The 16,613-nt window shown below is 55.5% G+C and carries 11 protein-coding genes and 1 tRNA gene; 2 read left to right on the top strand and 10 right to left on the bottom strand.

All coding sequences use genetic code 11. The features are described from left to right. Position 1: 1 nt before the first annotated feature. Together JHD74_RS05195 and JHD74_RS05200 are read right to left on the bottom strand one after the other, a co-directional pair. Positions 2-901: a phosphatase PAP2 family protein gene (locus JHD74_RS05195; RefSeq protein WP_199061932.1), complete on the bottom strand. Its 900-nt coding sequence runs from the start codon at positions 899-901 to the stop codon at positions 2-4. Then, positions 898-1,995 carry a hypothetical protein gene (locus JHD74_RS05200; RefSeq protein WP_074031555.1) on the bottom strand — a complete coding sequence of 366 codons (1,098 nt, stop codon included), beginning with the start codon at positions 1,993-1,995 and terminating at the stop codon, positions 898-900. Before JHD74_RS05200 ends, JHD74_RS05195 begins: the two co-directional genes overlap by 4 nt. A 346-nt stretch (positions 1,996-2,341) precedes the next feature. On the opposite strand from JHD74_RS05200, the gene JHD74_RS05205 reads away from it, so the two are divergent. Beyond that, positions 2,342-3,799: an AMP nucleosidase gene (locus JHD74_RS05205; RefSeq protein ID WP_024530891.1), complete on the top strand. Its 1,458-nt coding sequence runs from the start codon at positions 2,342-2,344 to the stop codon at positions 3,797-3,799. A gap of 30 nt (positions 3,800-3,829) precedes the next feature. Here JHD74_RS05205 and nac read toward each other — a convergent pair whose 3' ends face one another. The 3 genes from nac to JHD74_RS05220 form a co-directional block, all read right to left on the bottom strand. Next, positions 3,830-4,753, bottom strand: coding sequence for a nitrogen assimilation transcriptional regulator NAC (gene nac, locus JHD74_RS05210; RefSeq protein ID WP_199061934.1), 924 nt, complete (start codon positions 4,751-4,753; stop codon positions 3,830-3,832). Between the two features lie 245 nt (positions 4,754-4,998). Continuing rightward, the gene (locus JHD74_RS05215; protein ID WP_199061936.1) at positions 4,999-9,390 is read right to left on the bottom strand and encodes an FKBP-type peptidyl-prolyl cis-trans isomerase N-terminal domain-containing protein; all 4,392 of its coding nucleotides are present in this window, start codon (positions 9,388-9,390) and stop codon (positions 4,999-5,001) included. Further along, positions 9,387-9,827, bottom strand: coding sequence for a hypothetical protein (locus JHD74_RS05220; protein ID WP_024528157.1), 441 nt, complete (start codon positions 9,825-9,827; stop codon positions 9,387-9,389). The genes JHD74_RS05215 and JHD74_RS05220 overlap by 4 nt, the downstream gene beginning before the upstream one ends. Positions 9,828-10,857: 1,030 nt before the next feature. Between JHD74_RS05220 and JHD74_RS05225 the strand changes: the two genes are divergently transcribed. Further along, positions 10,858-10,933: transfer RNA gene (locus JHD74_RS05225), tRNA-Asn, on the top strand. A 61-nt stretch (positions 10,934-10,994) separates the two neighbouring features. Here the strand turns inward: JHD74_RS05225 and JHD74_RS05230 are convergent. From JHD74_RS05230 to JHD74_RS05250, 5 genes are read right to left on the bottom strand one after another with little or no spacing between them, the layout of a single operon-like run. Next, a complete protein-coding gene (locus tag JHD74_RS05230) occupies positions 10,995-12,095 on the bottom strand; it encodes an alkylhydroperoxidase domain protein (RefSeq protein ID WP_024528156.1) in 1,101 nt (366 codons plus the stop codon). Continuing rightward, positions 12,092-13,138, bottom strand: coding sequence for a putative FMN-dependent luciferase-like monooxygenase (locus tag JHD74_RS05235; RefSeq protein ID WP_199061938.1), 1,047 nt, complete (start codon positions 13,136-13,138; stop codon positions 12,092-12,094). Before JHD74_RS05235 ends, JHD74_RS05230 begins: the two co-directional genes overlap by 4 nt. Further along, complete coding sequence (locus JHD74_RS05240) at positions 13,135-14,778, bottom strand: ABC transporter ATP-binding protein (protein WP_199061940.1); 1,644 nt, start codon at positions 14,776-14,778, stop codon at positions 13,135-13,137. The genes JHD74_RS05235 and JHD74_RS05240 overlap by 4 nt, the downstream gene beginning before the upstream one ends. Beyond that, on the bottom strand, positions 14,775-15,665 hold the full coding sequence (locus JHD74_RS05245) for an ABC transporter permease (protein ID WP_199061942.1): 891 nt from the start codon (positions 15,663-15,665) through the stop codon (positions 14,775-14,777). Before JHD74_RS05245 ends, JHD74_RS05240 begins: the two co-directional genes overlap by 4 nt. Then, positions 15,662-16,606, bottom strand: coding sequence for an ABC transporter permease (locus JHD74_RS05250; protein WP_199061944.1), 945 nt, complete (start codon positions 16,604-16,606; stop codon positions 15,662-15,664). Before JHD74_RS05250 ends, JHD74_RS05245 begins: the two co-directional genes overlap by 4 nt. Between the last annotated feature and the right edge of the window lie 7 nt (positions 16,607-16,613).

Raw genomic sequence — 16,613 nt, forward strand, 5'->3', positions numbered from 1 at the left:
GCTATATCCTTAGCGTGGCATCGTGACGAAAATAACCGCAGTTGCGCAACCACGCCAGCACCGAGCTGGCGAGTAATGTCCCCGCCATCAGATCGATGCCATAGTGGTAGCGCAGATAGAGCGTTGCCAAGACCAGTCCGGCAACAACGGGGAAGATCAGCAAGGCTATCCAGCAGTGCCGCTGCAATAGCAGATAGCCGAGAATATACAGGCTGATACCGCAGTGCAGGCTGGGGAACACATCCATCCCGGTCCCTCCCTGTGCAACCAGGCCCACCAGAAAACCAGTGATCGCGCCCCCAAGCGGCGGATAGGTAAAGAGTTCGGGGAATTGCAGGTAAGGGCCAGCGGCAGGGATCAGGCCATAGCCGATAAAACCAAACAGATACATCAGCATCAAACCATAGAAGAAGCCACGGCTGGCCTGCGTTTTACGCTTAACGGCATAAACGATCACTGGCACCAGTATCAGCAGGTAAAAGGCGAGATAACACAGGCTCAGGATTTCCGAAAGCCAGTAATTTTCGAGCACGCGGACTCGCTCAGTCGCGCCAACGCCTGCAAACAGTGCGCGGTCTAACGCCAGTAACTCGGTATCAAAGGATCTCTGTGTCACCAGGTGGATCGCCTTGAATAGCGGAAAAACCAGCCAACTGCAGGCAAACTGGATCACCCCAAGCCAACTTTTCCAACGTTCCGAACGGGAATAGGTGGCTTTGAACAGCAAACACAGGGCAAACAGGCCAAACGCACCGGGGATAATAAACTGGCGGTCCCCCAGGCGGATGGCGCTAACTATCCCGGCCATCAAGATCAGAGCAATCACCCCAAGGTAGCAGCGATAGCTGAACCTCACGCCATGCTTGGCTGCCCCTGGATAAGGTTCGATACGACTATTCAAGCTTTGCCTCCTGCAAATTTACCCCGCCGCAGCCATCCTAACGCGGCCGCACCATAAAGCAGCAACAACCAAGGATAAAACATCACGGCTATCAACAAACAGGGGAGCCAAACCAGCGCCATGGCGAAACCACCAGCAAGGCGGAAAAAGGTGGTGGTATTGCGGCCATCGGCGCGGCGCCCTGTCAACCAGCCAGCAAGCCACACCGGTAACAGAGTGAGGATGAACAGCCGCCATAACAGCTGATCCCATAAAGAATGAGTTACCTGCGGGGCAGCGACAACAGGCTCACTTAACGTCTGCTGCTCTGCCTGCTTAAACGCCCGTGCGAAAGAATCCCCATCACGGAGAGAATTCCAGGCCTGCGCTTCCACCTGAGCCAGCATATGTTCATCACGGCAGTTAACAGAGACGCTGTCCAACGCCTGGCTCAGGCACTGTTGAATACTCTGCTCCCACTCTACTGCGCTGACATCGCCCTGCTCAGGCAGAACCAGAGGTTCACCCACCATCAGTTCGACGCCAGAGCCAACGCGATCCGGAGCCCGATAGAAGCAACCGGCAACCACTACCTGAAAACGACATTTATCCTGCATCAGCCGCCGGATAATTTTCGCCGCTCCAGGATAATAGGGTTGCGGCCCTGGCCCCCATTCGCTGGTACCTTCGGGGAAGACGATCACACTGCCTCCCTGCTTAAGATGAGCGATAGCATGCACAATAGGGTTCCCCGCCTGAGCGCGGCTATAACCATAACGCTGGCGATCCTTATCACGAACGACTGGGATCCCTGCGAACATTAACCGCAGAAAGCGCGAGCGCAGCAGTTGAACCGAGGTGAGAAACTGCGCGACGGGCAAAAGTTGGTTGAATACCCAACCGTCCGTCGCTCCGTTGCGATGGCTGGCTAGCAGCAGCGTTGGTATCTTGCCGTCCAACGGATCGATACGTTGCCCGTTCGGCGTCATGAATTTCAGGGAAGAATAGTAGAAGTGCACTAGCAAGCGGGCAACACAGCGGTGCCAAAGCGAGAGTGGCTGCCCTGGCGTAAAACGTAAATAGCCAGGTGTCTGGCTGGAAGCTCCCTGCTCCATATCCCTATGTCTCCCTAGGTCAAACGCACCGCGCCCATCAACCAGACGCCATGCCTACTTCTGAGCCCGCCCTTTGCAGACTCAGCGCTCCATCATAGCTGGACACAATCAGCTTTAACAACAGAAACCTCATGGAGATAAACGCTATCCTGGCACCCAATCTGCTCCATTTATTATCCAAGCGGGCGCAGTATGCAACGCCCCAACGCCACGAGCCGATTACGGTTTTGTCAGCAATAAAGGTCCCTGAGACTTATAGCGACTTCACACAAGTGCAGTTGCAGATAGATTCATTCGGCCAACGCTTTACGCTATGCTGGGGTATCGCAAGAACCGAGGAAAAACAATGAATACCCCTAACAATACGTCGCTGACTGCCCTGCAAGCCCTCGACCAACTCGAAGTTCTGTATGACGCATCGGTCAACGCCTTGCGCGCTGCCATCAAACAATTTATCGCGGATGGTACCCTACCCGAGGCGCAGGCCCGTGCCTCGGGGCTGTTTTCCTACCCGGAACTACGTGTACGCTGGGATGGTGAACACCCCGATCATCCAAGAACTCGCGCCTATGGCCGTTTTACCCGGCCTGGCAGCTACACCACCACCATCACCCGGCCGCAGCTGTTCCGCCCTTATCTTGCCGAACAGCTAGCAATGCTGACCAGTGAATATGCCGCCGTGATCGAAGTCGTTCCCTCTCAACAAGAGATCCCCTTCCCTTATGTGATTGACGGCTCCGATCTGGCCTTGGACAGAACCATGAGTGCCGGGCTTACCAAGCATTTCCCCACCACCGAACTGGCGCAGATTGGCGATGAAAATGCAGACGGCCTGTCTCCTTTTGCCAACCATTTTCCACTCTCCCATTTCGACGCACTGCGGACCGATTTCTCACTGGCCCGCCTGCGGCATTACACCGGCACGCCAGTGGAACATTTTCAGCACTTTGTGTTGTTTACCAACTACACACGCTATGTTGATGAGTTTGTCCGCTGGGCGTGTAGCCAGATCGCCGATCCGGCCAGCCCCTATATCGCACTGTCTTGCGCTGGCGGGAACTTTGTGACGGCAGAAACGCCAAATCCAGAGCAGACAGTGTCCGATCTGGCCTGGAAGAACCACCAGATGCCCGCCTATCACCTGATCGCCAACGATGGCCAGGGGATCACGCTGGTCAATATCGGTGTTGGCCCTTCCAATGCCAAAACCATCTGCGATCACCTGGCAGTGCTGCGGCCCCATGCCTGGCTGATGATTGGCCACTGCGGCGGCCTGCGAGAAAGCCAGTCGATTGGCGATTACGTGTTGGCCCACGCCTACCTGCGTGACGATCATGTCTTAGATTCAGTTCTGCCACCGGATATCCCAATCCCAAGCATCGCGGAAGTTCAGCGCGCGCTGTATGACGCCACCAAAACGGTAAGCGGTATGCCGGGAGAAGCGGTAAAACAGCGGTTACGCACCGGTACGGTGGTCACCACCGACGATCGCAACTGGGAGCTGCGCTATTCGGCTTCCGCGCTGCGCTTTAACCTCAGCCGCGCCGTCGCCGTCGATATGGAAAGCGCCACCATCGCGGCACAGGGTTATCGCTTCCGGGTGCCTTATGGCACGTTGCTGTGCGTATCTGATAAACCGCTACACGGAGAGATCAAACTGCCAGGCCAGGCCAACCGTTTCTACGAAGGCGCGATTTCTGAACACTTGCAGATCGGGATTTGTGCCATCGACCTGCTGCGGGCTGAAGGTGAACATCTGCACTCACGCAAACTGCGCACCTTCAACGAGCCTCCGTTCCGCTGATACAAAGGACTGGCGCCGCATGCGGCGCCCCTACAGCGCCAAAGCCAGCACTCGCGTCGGCTGATGATGGCTGGCGGTAATTTCCAGCAGGATTTCCCTCACCGCTCCCGCCGCCGCAGTGAGCGGCTTTTGGCCGCAAACCACCAACGCCAGCGGTACCGAAAGCGCTGGCGCATTGAGACGGATCATCCAAGCCTTGGCTGGGCCGATCGTCGCCCTGGCAAGCGACTCTGGCAGGATCGTCGCCCCCATTCCACTAGCGATAGCGGCGCAAAGCATACTGTGGGATTCGATCTCACCAATGACATTCGCCGTGAGTTGGCGCAGCGCCAGAGCCTCATCAACCAGGTCGCGCATCACGTCCCCCTCCCGCGGCAAGAACAGATTAAACCGGCTCACCGCCGATAAATCGATGCTGTTGCCCGGATGAGGGATGCTTCTTGCTGCGACCAGATACAAATCTTCTTTTGCCAACGCAGTGACGCTAAGGTTCGGCGGCATGTTCTGCCCGTACATGACCGCCATATCCAGAGCCTGCGTCGCCACCTGTTGGCTCAACGTATTGCCGATATTTTCATGCAGGCTCAGCAAAATCCCAGGGTGCCGATCGCGTACCGCTTGCAACAGCGGCAGCGCCAACTGCGAGGCCGCACTACCTTGCACCAGGCCGACCGCCACCTGCCCAGCCAGCGTTTCCCCACTGCTGATCACCGCTTGTTGGGCCTGCTCGCACTGCTGAAGAATGGTTTGCGCATGCGCATAAAGAATATTGCCGGCCTCCGTGGGCATCACTCCTCGTTTGGTTCGGATCAGCAATTGCTGTTTCAGTTCCCCTTCCAGGGTGGCAACTTGCTGGCTCAGCGCAGGCTGCGCAATATGTAACACCTCCGCCGCCTGAGTCAGGCTGCCGATATCGACGATCTTTACGAAATACTTCAAGCGTCTGAAATTCATCGTGGCTCCTACCTGCGGTTAACTGCGTTCAATATCAACTACTGCAACTACAGCAAAAAACGGGCCAGGCAGAACAAGCGGTGTGTTATCAGTCTAATTGATTAAAAAATAATGAAAGTTAACGATAAGATGGGAATGGATGAAGAGGTAAAACCGGGTTCTGCACCACACTGGGGCATTGCCAGTCCCCAGCATGGTTCAGATAGAAAAAAACCCGCCAATCATCTGGCGGGTTTGTTATAGGGTTATGGAGCTTTTTGCTCGGAGGCCGGTATTACATCCAGGATGCGTACGTTATAGACCATGGTCGCGCCCGGTGGAATATCCGGTGCCATGCCTTTCTCGCCATAGGCCAGTTCAGGTGGCACCACCAGCGTCATGTTACCGTGGTTCTTCAACTTGCCTAGCGCTTCACGGAACAGCGGTGGATAGGCGCTCAGCGGCTGCGAAATTGACGTCCCGGCCAGATCCATATCCTTGATCACTTTACCGTCGGTCAAGCTCTCTTTAACCACCACGGCGACGGTATCCCCCTCACCAATCACGCTATCGCCAACATAGTCGATGCGGTAATAGAAGCCTTGCTTAGACTGAACAACGCGTGGCTGCTTCTTGAACTTATCGATATAGCTGCTGCCTTGCTTTTCGTTCTGCTGTTTGATCTTTTTATGCTGATCGTTCAGCTCCAACTCACTTTCATACAAGGCTTTGGCAATCTGTTCTTTGGCCAGTTTGGTCTGGCCATTGATCACATCGGTTACCCCTGCCAGTGCCAGTTGGCGGTTCACGTCTACACCCTGCGTCTTTTTGCTGTTGAGCAAATCCAGGATGTCATTACCCAACGCGGTACCGATCGCATAATCGCGTTTTTCCACCTGCGTTTTAGGCTCCGTGACCACGGACGTGCCAGCCGTTTGCTTTTTCTCGGCTGCAGTCAGCTTTTGCTGCAGTTGGGCGAGATCCTGCGCCTTCTGCTCATTATCTTTGGTTTGTGCCGCCAACTGCTCTTGCAGCTTGGCGCTCTCCTGCTGACTTGCCTGCTGCAACTGGGCGATCTGCTGGGCTTTCTGCTCGCTGTCTTTGGTCTGAGTTGCCAACTGTTCTTGCAGCTTCGCACTCTCCTGCTGACTCGCCTGCTGCAACTGGGCTATCTGCTGGGCTTTCTGCTCGCTGTCTTTAGTCTGAGCAGCTAACTGCTCCTGCAGCTTGGCGCTCTCCTGTTGACTCGCCAGTTGCAACTTGGCGATCTGCTGCGCTTTCTGCTCGCTGTCTTTAGTCTGAGCAGCTAACTGCTCTTGCAGCTTGGCTCTCTCCTGCTGACTCGCCTGCTGCAACTGAGCAATCTGCTGGGCTTTCTGCTCACTGTCTTTGGTTTGAGCGGCTAACTGCTCCTGCAACTTCACCAATTCCTGCTGGCTTTGCTGGAGTTGTTTAACCTGCTGAGCCTTCTGATCGTTATCTTTGCCATAAACCGTCAACTGTTCTTGCAGCTGCTTTATCTGCTGCGCTTTCTGTTCACTGTCTTTGGTCTGCACGGTCAGTTGGTCTTGCAGTTTCGCCAACGTTAGCAGCTCTTGCTGCAATTTCTTCATTTGCTGAGCTTGTTGCACGAAATCTTTGTTATTCAGCGCCAATTGCTCCTGCAACTGCTTGGCCTGTAGCGCTTTTTGTTCGCTATCCTTGGCCTTTGCAGCCAGTTGAGCCTGCAACTTGGCCAACTCTTGCTGGCCTTGCTGGAGTTGCTTCACCTGCAGGGCTTTCTGCTCATTATCCTTACTGGAAGCGGCTAACTGTTCCTGCAGTTGTTTGACCTGCTGCACTTTCTGCTCGCTGTCCTTGGCCTGAGTAGCTAACTGAGCCTGCAGCTTGACCAGCTCTTGCTGGTTTTGTTGCAGCTGTTTCAGCTGTTGCGCTTTCTCATCATTGGCTTTGGTTTGTGCGGCTAGTTGCTCTTGCAGCTTGCTACTGGCCTGTTGCAACTGTTTCACCTGCTCGGCTTTTTGCTCGCTGTCTTTGGTCTGGATAACTAGCTGTGCCTGCAACTCTGCGACGGTTTGCTTATTTTGTTGCAGCTGCATCACTTGCTGCGCTTTCTGCTCATTATCTTTGGTTTGCGCGGTCAACTGCTCCTGCAGCCTGGCGCTGGTCTGCTGCAGTTGCTTCACCTGTTCGGCTTTCAACTCACTGTCTTTGGTCTGAGCGGCAAGCTGTTCTTGCAGTTTTGCCAACGACTGTTGGTTTTGCTGCAGCTGTTTCAACTGCTGGACTTTTTCGTCAAGGTTCTGGGTTTGCGCGGTCAGTTGCTCCTGCAACTTGGCGCTCGCCTGTTGCAGTTGCTTCACCTGTTCGGCTTTCTGCTCGCTGTCTTTGGTCTGGGCAGCCAACTGTTCTTGCAGTTTCGCCATCGCCTGTTGGGTCTTCTGCTCGTTCTCTTTGCTGCGCGCCGCTAACTGATCTTGCAACTGTGTAACCTGCAGGGCCTTTTGCTCACGCTCTTTGGTCTGGGCAGCCAACTGTTCCTGCAGCTTCGCCAACGCCTGCTGGTTTTGCTGTAGCTGTGTAGCCAACTGGGCTTTTTCATCGTTAACTTTGGCTTGTGCCGTCAACTGCTCCTGCAACTTGGCGCTCGCCTGTTGCAACTGCTTCACCTGTTCAGCTTTATGCTCGCTGTCTTTGGTCTGGGCAGCCAGCTGTTCTTGCTGTTTCGCCATCGCCTGTTGGGTCTTCTGCTCGTTCTCTTTGCTGCGAGCCGCTAACTGATCTTGCAGTTGTGTTACCTGCAGGGCCTTTTGCTCACGCTCTTTGGTCTGGGCAGCCAACTGTTCCTGCAACTTCGCCAACGCCTGCTGGTTTTGCTGTAGCTGTGTAGCCAACTGGGCTTTTTCATCGTTAACTTTGGCTTGTGCCGTCAACTGCTCCTGCAACTTGGCGCTCGCCTGTTGCAGTTGCTTCACCTGTTCGGCTTTCTGCTCGCTGTCTTTGGTCTGGGCAGCCAGCTGTTCTTGCAGCTTCGCCATCGCCTGTTGGGTCTTCTGCTCGTTCTCTTTGCTGCGCGCAGCCAGTTGATCTTGCAGCTGTGTTACCTGCAGGGCCTTTTGCTCACGCTCTTTGATCTGGGCAGACAATTGTTCCTGCAGCTTCGCCAACGCCTGCTGGTTTTGCTGTAGCTGTGCAGCCAACTGGGCTTTTTCATCGGTAGTTTTGGTTTGAGCCGCGATCTGTTGCTCTTGCAGCTTGGCGCTCGCCTGTTGCAGTTGCTTCACCTGTTCGGCTTTCTGCTCGCTGTCTTTGGTCTGGGCAGCCAGCTGTTCTTGCAGTTTCGCCATCGCCTGTTGGGTCTTCTGCTCGTTCTCTTTGCTGCGCGCAGCCAGTTGATCTTGCAGCTGTGTTACCTGCAGGGCCTTTTGCTCACGCTCTTTGGTCTGGGCAGACAACTGTTCTTGCAGCTTCGCCAACGCCTGCTGGTTTTGCTGTAGCTGTGCAGCCAACTGGGCTTTTTCATCGGTAGTTTTGGTTTGAGCCGCGATCTGTTGCTCTTGCAGCTTGGCGCTGGCCTGCTGCAACTGCTTAATTTGTTGGGCTTTCTGCTCGCTGTCTTTGGTTTGGGCAGCCAGCTGTTCTTGCAGCTTCGCCATCGCCTGCTGGTTTTTTTGCGCCGATTCTTTGTTGCGCGTCGTCAGTTGATCTTGCAGCTGTTTGACCAGTTGGGCTTTGTATTCACTGTCTTTGGTCTGGGTGGCTAACTGCTCTTGCAGCTTCGCCAACGCCTGCTGATTTTGCTGCAGTTGCTTGGCCTGCTGGGCTTTTTCATCGCCAGTTTTAGCATACGCCGTCAGTTGCTCTTGCAACTTGGCACCAGCCTGCTGCAACTGTTTCACCTGCTCAGCTTTCTGCTGGCTGTCTTTGGTCTGGGCAGCCAGTTGCTCCTGCAGCTTCGCCATCGCCTGCTGGGACTTCTGTTCATTCTCTTTGCTACGGGCTGACAACTGGTTCTGCAGTTGGGCAATGGCCTGTTGATTTTGCTGTAACGTTTGCTGCAGTTGCTTGATCTGTTGCGCTTTTTGTTCGTTATCTTTGGTTTGCGCTGCCAATTGTTGCTGCAATTGCGAACTGTTACGTTGCTCCTGCTGTTGCAGCTTCATTTGCTGCATCTGACGCTCGCTTTCCTTGGCCTGTGCGGCAAGCTGCTGCTGCAGCCGCGCATTTTCACGTTGGCTTTGCTCAATGGCCTGTTGCAGACGCGCCAACTCTGCTGAAGAACCCGCTGACTGAGATTGCGCTTTACGCAACTGTTCAAGAGCCGCTTCCTGGCTGGTGACTTTGGCTTTCAGCTGATTGATGGTTGCCTGCAGCGTCTTCATCTCGCGAATACGCTCACTGCCCCTCTCATCCGCCGACTTTACCAGTGCGTTAGGTTTGCTGCCGGCAGGCTTACTACTTTTGGGTCTTGCAGGTTCTGCTGTATCCAGTTGGGAAGGCGTCAGAAACAGGAGTGCCGGAGCCTCATCCACCTGGCGTGTGATCGCGTCCAGTGAATTCAACGCATGGGCATCGGGATTAACCGCCTCCTCAGCCCTTACGACTCCTAGCGGCAACGCCAACGTCAACAAGGCACCGCAATATATCCTGCGTTTCATTTCACGCTTTCCCCTCTCTGGATCAGGCCTTGCAGGACATCACGTTCGATCTCGGCACATAACTGATTGGTCTTGTATTTGTACAACGCATCAAGAGTGTCTTTGGTTGTCGAATTGACATCGCCGCGCACCGCGCTATAAACCGAGGCATTGTTCACCAGACGGTTAAAGTTGGCCTGTTTGACCGCGTAAGCCTTCGGATTAACCTGCTTGAGTGAGGCCAACTCGCTTTGGCAAAGGCCAATCTTGCTGGTTTTGGTTTCTGCGGCAACCGGTTGTGGTGGCGGGGACACGCTGATCTGCTGAGGGGGAGCTTGTACGGTGGTCGCTGGCGAGTCTTCTTGCGAACGGGTCTGTGCGGTTTTCTGGCATCCTGCCAGCAATAAACCACTGCACAGTATTACGCCTAAACAGAGGTTCTTTTGGGTGCTTATCATCGAAAATTCCTTTCAAAAAATTCCGTTACCGATAGGTCAACTCAGACAAGATCGGTTATATCCTGGATAAATAATATGTGCACTTTTCAGCAATGATATAGGGGAGGCTCTTCAGTAGCAAACATTCACTGGAGCTATACTATGGCCGCTCATTGCCCTACTCTTGCAACGTTCGCCATGGTCTATTGACTTAACGAATACTGAGCCGGGTTTCCTCGATGACCTGCATAGCGCAATAATGCGCCGCAACTTGCCAGCGATTTAACCTACCCACGACGTTTATGAAGTGCAAAATAATACTGGTATTTTGTATATCCAGCAACTCTACAAGCGAGCCTGAACGCCGAGTTGCGGGGCAAAAACGGCGTTAGTCGCCAGGAAGGATAAGGATACGCTCCGGTATGCAACAGCATCCACTCTGATCCCCCGGTAAAGAAAACCGCAAAAAATCAAAATAATATACATTAAAAACAATTAGATAGATTAATTAATGACGATATCCGCCGCTATGCTTCTGCCCGTCATTTTTCCGAATAAAGATGACTATTAACCATGATAAAAAATAGATGTTTATATTATTAAAAATGCATTTTTTGGCGATTTACTCCACACGTGCCCGGATGATTTTCTATAACGACAGCACGAACCAAAGATTTATCCGAGGCATTCTGATTGTTGTGTTAAAAATACGGGGTTTGATGATAATCCTTAAGCTGGCTCCCCCATCGATTATTAGGAACAATCCCCGCAAATTACAGGAAATATCTTAGCAAAAAATCTCATTTCCTCGCTTTATTATTAGGAATTTTCTCGGTCTTGCTCTTTAAAATATCCACACCTCGCAAAAATTCGGGATTAACTCACAAAATGTGTTCGGCCTACATTGATAGTGGACTGCCTGCCAGTGATAAAGTTTAAGCTGCTGGAAAATAAGCCGATTTGCTCATAACCTCGACAAACGGAACTTTTGTGCATTTTCATGCTTTACAAGCCCCATCGGCACCGCTATTATTCGCCCCGTTCACACGATTCCTCTGTAGTTCAGTCGGTAGAACGGCGGACTGTTAATCCGTATGTCACTGGTTCGAGTCCAGTCAGAGGAGCCATATTTAGAAAAGCCCGCTTAGGCAACTAAGCGGGCTTTTTGCTGTTTAAACACCGTGTGACTCAATCGTCATAAGGTTCGCCGAGCGTGAGCATCAAGCGGTTGGCCCAGGCAAAGAAGGCCGTAGCCTGCACCAGGTCCAACAGTTCCAGTTCGCCCAACCCTTGTTCACGTAACGCAGCCAACTGAGCCGCATTGGCCTGCGGTGGCGTAGCCGAAAGCGCGGCGGCAAAGTCTATTTGCGTACGCCAATCCTCACCCTGCCCTTCGCTCAAGTTCCCTCCCGGTGCGATATCCAGCAGGCGCTGCACCTCTTCTGCCCTTTTGGATAACTGCGCCGCTTTACGCGCATGCACCGAGGCACAGTAAATACAGCCGTTCACCTTGCTGGCCACCGCCGCAGCCAACTCCCGATCCTGGCGGGCCAAACCGCCAGCGGTGTAGAAAATGGCCCGATCCGTGATGGTTCTCTGTTCCAACACCGCATGATCGCGAGCCAGCAAACGGAAATAGTCGGAATCCGCGTGGCCGAACTTGCTCAGCAAGGCTTTTCCCGGCTCGTCAAACGCCTCCAAGGATTTAGCCGCAATCCAGGGTTCCCATCCCAACTCCTGTCTGGTGAACGCTGGCGGTGCATTGCGACCACTGGCTGTATGACTCGCGGTGCGCCAGGCCGAGGCTCGGACAGGAGCACGACCGCTGGTCGCTACCGGTAATCCTGCCAGCAAGCGGTAGCCGAACAACAGACGGCTCTGGAAACTGACAAAGGCGATCAGTTGTGAAAGCGTGACAATGTCATCCAACGACCACCCCGCCTGTTGCAGAGCCTGTAAGTGTTTGGCTTCGGCCCCGGCAGGCTTGAAGGCCAGGCGTTCTGCATGATCCAATGCAGCCTGCAAACGTGGGCCGTCTGCGGGCTGAGCTTGCTGCAGTTGGGCATAATGCGCCGCCAACTGCCGATCGCCGTGCCATTCACTGATACGTTGTGCCAACAGCAGGCGCTCCGCAATCCCGAAATCGCCCACATCCTGTGGCGCAAACAGCCGCTGATAGCTGGCCTCAATCCCGTCGGTGGCCGCCTGACGTGTTGCTCTGGCCTGTGCCAAAGGAGAGTCTGGGGCGATTTCAGCCAGTCTGGTCAGGTGATCCTGGGTATCGGTCATACGTTTTCCTCTGCGTGATGTGAATAAGCCAACGTGGCAGGATTGCGCCGCTGCCAGCCCAGTGCCGGTGCAACGTCGCGAGCAATCAGCTCAATGGAGCGCAAAATATAGGCGTGTGGCGGATCGATAGAGTGCACCTGAAATGCCAAATCGGTGACGCGGGCCAGCGCGCTATCGCGTTGCAACGAGGCGATCACCTGTTCTGGCGTACCGAGATGCACGTCAAAAGCGCGGATCAGACCGTCGAGCGACTCATCCTGCACCTGATGCCCACTGGCGCGTAAACGCTCCAATCCACGGCTAAGCCCCTGTGCAGCAAAATCCCGTGCACGGCTCTGATCTTCAGTCACAAAAGCGGTACGCGATCCCATGATGCGGGGCTCCACCCCAGGCGGCAGCGCGGCAAGATAGGCGTCAATAATCGGATTTTGCAGCTCATCAAGTGGCGTATCCGGGGCAGTTAGTGGCCTGGGTTGAGTGCGTGACAGCATCAGCCCATCCCCAGCCTTACCAGCCCGGATCCCACCTTCAACCGAGAAGGTGGCTTGCCAAACGCGTTTTTTCAATTGGGGAGCGGCCGGATAGAGACGGTTGGCCGCGTTGCCGAGCGCTTCGCCGCCCCAGGCATCCAGCAGAATGCGTAAATTATCGTTAAACGCCGCATTACGCCGCTCGGCATCAATACCAAAAGCGCTAAACGAAGACGGTGTTCCTCCTGCCGCCAGCCCCACTTCCAACCGGCCACCAGATAGCAGATCCAGCACTGCCGTATCTTCCGCCACGCGAACGGCAGACTCCATCGGCAGGGTGATCACTCCAGTCCCCAAACGAATATGCCGGGTGTGCGCCGCAGCCTGAGCCAAAAAAACCAGGGGTGAAGGCAGCCCGCCCTCATCCTGATGAAAATGGTGCTGCGCAACCCATGCGGTGTCGAACCCGGCGCGTTCGGCATGGACAATCTGCTCGGTGGCCAGCCGGTAACGTTCCTGAGCACTGCCGTTATCCAGCAGGCGGGTAAAAAAGCCGAGACGTTTAGCGCTCATGAGGCATCCTTCAAAGTTTGATACATCCCACGGCCAGGAATGGCCGTAATCAATTGGCGGGTATAGTCACTGCCCGGCCGGGCAAATATCTCGGCGGTAGTGCCCACATCTACCTGCTCCCCACGGCACAGCACCGAGACGCTGTGCGAGATTTGTCGCACCGTCGCCAGATCGTGTGAAATAAACAGGTAGGTCAGCCCCAGCTCCTGCTGTAGCTGCTGCAATAAGCGCAGGATTTGCGCCTGCACGGTCACGTCTAGTGCCGAAGTGGCCTCATCCAATACCAACACCCGAGGTTGCAGTATCAGAGCACGGGCGATGGCGACCCGTTGGCGTTGGCCACCGGAAAGCTCACGCGGTTTGCGCGTCAAGAGCTCGGCAGGCAGAGCAACTCGCTCGAACAGTTCCCGCACCCGCCGGTAACGCTCAGCCTTGGCGACAGGCTCAAAGTTGAGCAACGGCTCTTCGATCGCCTGATACAAGGTTTGCGCCGGATCGAGCGAAGCAAAGGGGTTTTGATAGACCAGTTGGATACGCCGCCGAAACTGGCGCAGCGCCTCGCCCTTTAGCCGGGTAAAATCGACGCCGTCGATGATGATTTGCCCAGCATCCGGCCGCTGAAAACCCAGCAGGCAGCGGGCCAAGGTGGTTTTACCGGAGCCAGACTCGCCGACAAGCGCATGCGTGGTGCCGCGCTGCACGCTGAACGACACCCGATCCAAAGCGCGGAACGCCTGCCCGCCTCTGCCAGCAAAACGGAAATCCTTCACCAGTTCGTTGACGACGATAGCCGGTTCTACCTTACGGGCGATCGCTGGCGGAGCGACGGAGGCCAGCGAAGGCACATCGGCAAACAAGCGGCGGGTATATTCATGCGCCGGTGCCTGCAATACCGCCGCCGTTTGCCCCTGTTCTTGTACCCTGCCATGACGAAATACCAGCAGCCGATCGGCCCGTTCCGCCGCCACGCCCAAATCATGGGTGACGAACAGCACCGCCGTGCCAAACTCCTGACGCAGTTCGTCGATCAGATCGAGAATGCGTTTTTGCACCGTTACGTCTAGCGCGCTGGTCGGTTCATCGGCAATGATCAACGCGGGCCGTAACGCCATGGCGATAGCAATCAGCACCCGCTGCTTCATGCCGCCGGAAAGCTCATGCGGATACTGACGCGCCCGCAATTCCGGGTGAGTCAACCCCACGCGAGTGAGTAACTCCACTACCCGAAGCTGTACCCGCTTGCGTGGCAGGCGTTGGTGAATATTGATGATCTCGGCAACCTGCTCACCGATGGTTTTAACCGGGTTCAGCGAACTGGCGGGATCTTGCGGGATCAGGCTTATCTGCGCACCACGCACCGCATCCAACTGGCGCGGTGACCAGTCCGCAATATCGGTGCCATTAAGCCGGATAGCCCCCTGCTCCAGGCGGCCATTTTCCGCCAGCAGGCCGATAATCGCCTGGGCCGTGGTGGTTTTCCCCGATCCAGACTCCCCAACCAGGGCAACGACTTCCCCCGGCTGAATGGTAAAAGAAACGTTGTGCACTACCCGCTGGCTGCTGTTGCCCTGCTGATAGGCGATAGAAACGTTATCCAGCTCCAGCAAGGGCACAGGTGAAACGGTTGTCTGTGGGTTCATCGGCGCGCGCTCCCTAATGCATGGCTGATTCGGTTGGCGGCCAGCACCACGGCAACCACCATCAGGCCGGGGAAGGTAGTCAGCCACCAGGCCGTTGAGATGTAGTTACGCCCTTCGGCGATCAGTAAGCCCCATTCCGGCGTGGGCGGTGGCGTGCCGTATCCCAGAAAACTGAGGGTGGCAATCGCCAGAATGGCATTGCCAAACTGTAGGGCAGAGAATGCAATCACCGAGGTCAGCGAATTAGGCAAAATATGCCGCCATAGCACCGCCCAAAAGTGTCCGCCGCTGCCGTAGGCCGCTTCAACGTAGTCGCTGTGCCGCACCCTCAGCACCTCCGCACGTGCCAGACGCGCAAAGTTGGCCACCGACGAGATCCCCACCGCCAGCGCCGCATTCACCGTGCCGAAGCCCAGCAGGATAATTACGCTCAAAGAAAGCAGCAGCCCAGGGATCGACAGCAAAACATCAACCAAGCGCATCACAACATCATCGACGATGCCGCCTAAAGCCCCCGCGACCAGGCCCAACGACGTCCCCACAACCAGCCCCAGCGCTACGGCAACTAGCGCTGCGGATAAAGTGTGCGATGCGCCATACACGATCCGGGCGTAGAGATCGCGCCCCAGCGGATCGGTGCCTAGCCTGTGTTCACCACCGGGTGCCAGACGTTGTGCTCCGGCAATCCCTTCCGTGCCGCTGTACGCAGTAAAGAGTTCTGGGGCGATCGCCCATAGCACAGCGATCCCAAGCACGATCCAGGCTAGCCACAGGCTAAGCGGATAACGCCGCTGAGCAGGCCTGGCTGTGCGTACACTCCCTTCGGCTTCCCCACCGGACAGATCGCGTTCCGGCATCACGGATTTTTCCAACGGAATACTGCTCATCGGGTCGCTCCTGCATAGGTTTTCAGTCTGGGATCGAGCAACGGGAACAGCAGATCGACCAGCAGATTGAGGAAGACAAAGGCGGCGGCAGAGATCATCACCACCGCCTGTAGCACCGCCACATCCTGGTTCACGACCGCCTGCTGTGTCAGTTGTCCCAGGCCACTGCGGCCAAATACGGTTTCGGTGATCAGCGCTCCGGCGATCAGTTCGCCAAACAAAATGCCCGCGATAGTCAGCACCGGCAGCATGGCGTTGCGCGCCACATGTCGCCACAGCACTCCGCTACGGCTAGCCCCTTTGGCACGCGCCACCGCCACAAACGGCTGAGTTTGCACGCTATCAATGCTGCGGATCAGGATCTGCGCCAGCGGTGCAGAAATTGGGATTGCCAAGGTGGCGATCGGCAACAGTAGGCCAACCCACTCGCCTGGATTAATGATCGGCACCAGCTTCAGCCGGAATGAGAAGATCTGGATCAACACGATGCCAAGCCAGAAGGTGGGAACCGACACAAACAGCGCAGGCAGCGATTGCAGCGTCGATTTCAGCCAGCCAAAACCGATCAGATTGGAGACAAAGGCAATGACCAGTGCCAACAGCAAGGCCAGGGTGAAACCCAGCACCGCCAGTTGCAGGGTGGCAGGCAGGTTGGCAGCCAGCAAGGCACTCACCGGCACGCCGTTCTGAATCGAATAGCCCAAATCACCGCGCAGGAAATTCCCCAGCGTATGCAGATATTGCTGCCACAGGGGGATATCGGCACCGTAGGCGGCACGCATGTCGGCAATCTGCGCCGGACTAAGGCCCATATCCGGGTTCTGAAATTTAATCAGGATCGCATCGCCTGGCAGTACCTGCAGCAAGATAAACGACAGCGTAAATGCCGCCCACAGCACCAGCAACGCCTGCCCGGTTCCGCCACTCAGATATTTCAGCATCTTTATC

The organism is Serratia sp. ASV30, from assembly GCF_016428815.1.
GTDB classification, from domain to species: Bacteria; Pseudomonadota; Gammaproteobacteria; order Enterobacterales; family Enterobacteriaceae; genus Chania; species Chania fonticola_C.

Excerpts from the sequence above, each read along its gene's own strand:
- JHD74_RS05200 (WP_074031555.1), bottom strand. The coding sequence starts at position 1,995 with ATGGAGCAGGGAGCTTCCAGCCAGACACCTGGCTATTTACGTTTTACG.
- JHD74_RS05205 (WP_024530891.1), top strand. The coding sequence starts at position 2,342 with ATGAATACCCCTAACAATACGTCGCTGACTGCCCTGCAAGCCCTCGAC.
- nac (WP_199061934.1), bottom strand. The coding sequence starts at position 4,753 with ATGAATTTCAGACGCTTGAAGTATTTCGTAAAGATCGTCGATATCGGC.
- JHD74_RS05215 (WP_199061936.1), bottom strand. The coding sequence starts at position 9,390 with ATGAAACGCAGGATATATTGCGGTGCCTTGTTGACGTTGGCGTTGCCG.
- JHD74_RS05220 (WP_024528157.1), bottom strand. The coding sequence starts at position 9,827 with ATGATAAGCACCCAAAAGAACCTCTGTTTAGGCGTAATACTGTGCAGT.
- JHD74_RS05230 (WP_024528156.1), bottom strand. The coding sequence starts at position 12,095 with ATGACCGATACCCAGGATCACCTGACCAGACTGGCTGAAATCGCCCCA.
- JHD74_RS05235 (WP_199061938.1), bottom strand. The coding sequence starts at position 13,138 with ATGAGCGCTAAACGTCTCGGCTTTTTTACCCGCCTGCTGGATAACGGC.
- JHD74_RS05240 (WP_199061940.1), bottom strand. The coding sequence starts at position 14,778 with ATGAACCCACAGACAACCGTTTCACCTGTGCCCTTGCTGGAGCTGGAT.
- JHD74_RS05245 (WP_199061942.1), bottom strand. The coding sequence starts at position 15,665 with ATGAGCAGTATTCCGTTGGAAAAATCCGTGATGCCGGAACGCGATCTG.
- JHD74_RS05250 (WP_199061944.1), bottom strand. The coding sequence starts at position 16,606 with ATGCTGAAATATCTGAGTGGCGGAACCGGGCAGGCGTTGCTGGTGCTG.